This is a genomic window from Mycobacterium sp. (genome assembly GCF_049280035.1).
GTDB lineage: Bacteria > Actinomycetota > Actinomycetes > Mycobacteriales > Mycobacteriaceae > Mycobacterium.
This window is the reverse complement of record NZ_JBAPPI010000601.1, coordinates 1-2,081: the sequence shown is the minus strand read 5'-3', so window position 1 is coordinate 2,081 and position 2,081 is coordinate 1. Positions and strand designations below refer to the sequence as shown.

The 2,081-nt window shown below is 70.5% G+C and carries 2 protein-coding genes and 1 pseudogene; all 3 read right to left on the bottom strand.

All coding sequences use genetic code 11. The annotated features are described in order from the left end of the window. The coding region (locus WAN71_RS19480; protein ID WP_422226898.1) for a sirohydrochlorin chelatase at positions 1–657 on the bottom strand (657 nt) is incomplete at its 3' end. A gap of 1 nt (position 658) precedes the next feature. Next, positions 659–1,843 (bottom strand): uroporphyrinogen-III synthase, encoded by a 1,185-nt coding sequence (locus tag WAN71_RS19475; protein WP_422226897.1) that lies wholly within the window; start codon positions 1,841–1,843, stop codon positions 659–661. 22 nt (positions 1,844–1,865) lie between these two features. Beyond that, a pseudogene (locus WAN71_RS19470) lies at positions 1,866–2,081 on the bottom strand (MFS transporter); the annotation flags it as partial.

Genomic DNA, 2,081 nt, shown 5'->3' with positions numbered 1-2,081 from the left:
GATCACCGCGGGATGCGAACTCAGCGTCGCGGCCACCACGTCCGCTCCTGCCTGGTGCAGCCGCCCCTGAAACAGGCCGTCCGCCAACAGATACGACGCCACCGCCACCCGGCGGGCACCCGCGCGGCGGGCCCGGGCCACCACCTCGGGCACTGACGGGTAGCCGGAGCCATCACGGCAAGGCGCGGCGAAGGCGATCGAAACCCGGCTGCCGACAAGCGCCGACAGCCTCGCGGCCGCGGTCGCGACCTCGCTCTGCGCGTGCCGGTCGCTGGTGCCGGCGGCGGCCAGCACCACGTGATCGTCGGGACGCCAACCCGCCTCAAGCATCCGGTCCAGCATCGCGCGGGTCAGCTCCGACGACGGCCCGAGCGCGGGTGCGACGGTAACCGCCGGATGCCCGGATGCCGCAATGTATCGAGGCACGTCGGACCGGACGTGGTAGCCGCTGGACAGCAACGCGGGCACCAGCACGGTCGGCTCGTCGCGCAGGGTCCGCAACACTTCGTCGGGGGCGGGACCGAGAACGTCGACGAACGCCACCCGCACCGTCTCGTCGAGGGCCCCCGCCACGGCCGCCGCGAGATCGCCGATCATCCTGACGCCATGCGGATTTCGGGTCCCGTGCGCCACTAATAACGTGGTCGTCTGGGCCATCTCAGGCGTCAGAGTCGGTGTCGTCGGGCATGTACTCCACGGCCAGGCGGTAGCCGCGTTTCACCGCGGTGGCGATCAGCTCCCTAGCGCCGAGCGCCGACCGCAACCGGTTGACGGCGGCCTCGACCACGTGCGGGTCGTCGCCGCCGAGAGCGTCGAGCAGCACATCCCGCGACACCACCGCGCCCGGTACTCGGGCAAGCACTTTGAGCAGGGTCAGCGAATTCGGGGACAGATCGCGCACTTCACCGTCGACGACGGCGCACGCCGCGTGCACGCCAAGGGTGTGGCCGGCAACGGCCAGATCCGGTTTCCGGCAAGGAAGTTCGTCAGCGACGACGCGGGCCAGCGCGCCGAGTCGCATCCGCTCGGGCAGCACCGACGGCACCCCGACGTTGTCCAGCGGGCGCGCGGTCACCGGCCCGACGCAGAACGGTGTCACGGTCGTCGTCAGGACGTGGGTCACCGACTTGGTGAGCCGTAACTCGTTGGCCCGCATCAGGAAGGACGCCGCCGCCGGCGCGGATGTGAACGTGACGGCGTCGACGCCGTCGCGCGCGACCCGCTCGATCAGAGCATCCAGCTCAGCGAGGTCCGCGGGCGGCTCCCACCGATAGACCGGCACCGCGACCACGGTGGCGCCGCGCTCGACGAGGGTGCCGGGGAACTCCGGCACCGGGTTCCAGTCGTCGGTGACGCCGTGTAGTTGCACGGCAATCCGCTTGCCGTCGAGGTTGTCGGCGCTCAGGTGCGCGAGCACCTCCTCCGACGACTCGGACGCCGGCGACCACTCTTCGCGCAGACCGGCCGTGCGCAAGGCTCCGGTGGCCTTCGGCCCGCGCGAGATCACCCGGGCGCTGCGCAGCGCATCCAGCAGCTCGTCGGCAAGCCCCCAGCTCCCGGCGGCCTCCACCCAGCCGCGGAAACCAATGCCGGTGGTCGCGATAAGTATGTCGGGGGGCGTCGCGATCACGTCCTCAGTGGCCGCGCGCAGGCGCTCGTCGTCGGCGAGCGGGACCATCTGGATGGCTGCGGCCGACACGATGTCGGCGCCACGCCTGCGCAGCATGGTCGCGAACTCGTCGACTCGCCGGGACGCGGTAATGGCCACGGTGAAACCCGTGAGCGATGGCGCGTCGACACTGGTCATGCCGTCGCTGCCTGCCGAGAACCAAGGCGCCGGCATCTGATCAATGGTAGGTGAAAGCTCAAGCACGGGCTTTGGCCAAAGTGGGCTGATCGGCGGCGGCGCCGGACGGTATCCGCACGTAGAAACGTAAGGTCACCAGCGCCGCGACCGCGTAGAACGCGGCGAAGTCCCAGAAAGCGACGGTAGCGGTCCCGTGGCTGAGGTACGAGCTGCGCAGCGTGAGGTTGATCACCACACCGCCGAGGCCGCCGATCGCGCCGGTGATGCCGATCAC

What these genes read in the sequence shown, in the direction of transcription:
- WAN71_RS19475 (WP_422226897.1), bottom strand. Translation starts at nt 1,843, where the DNA reads ATGCCGGCGCCTTGGTTCTCGGCAGGCAGCGACGGCATGACCAGTGTC.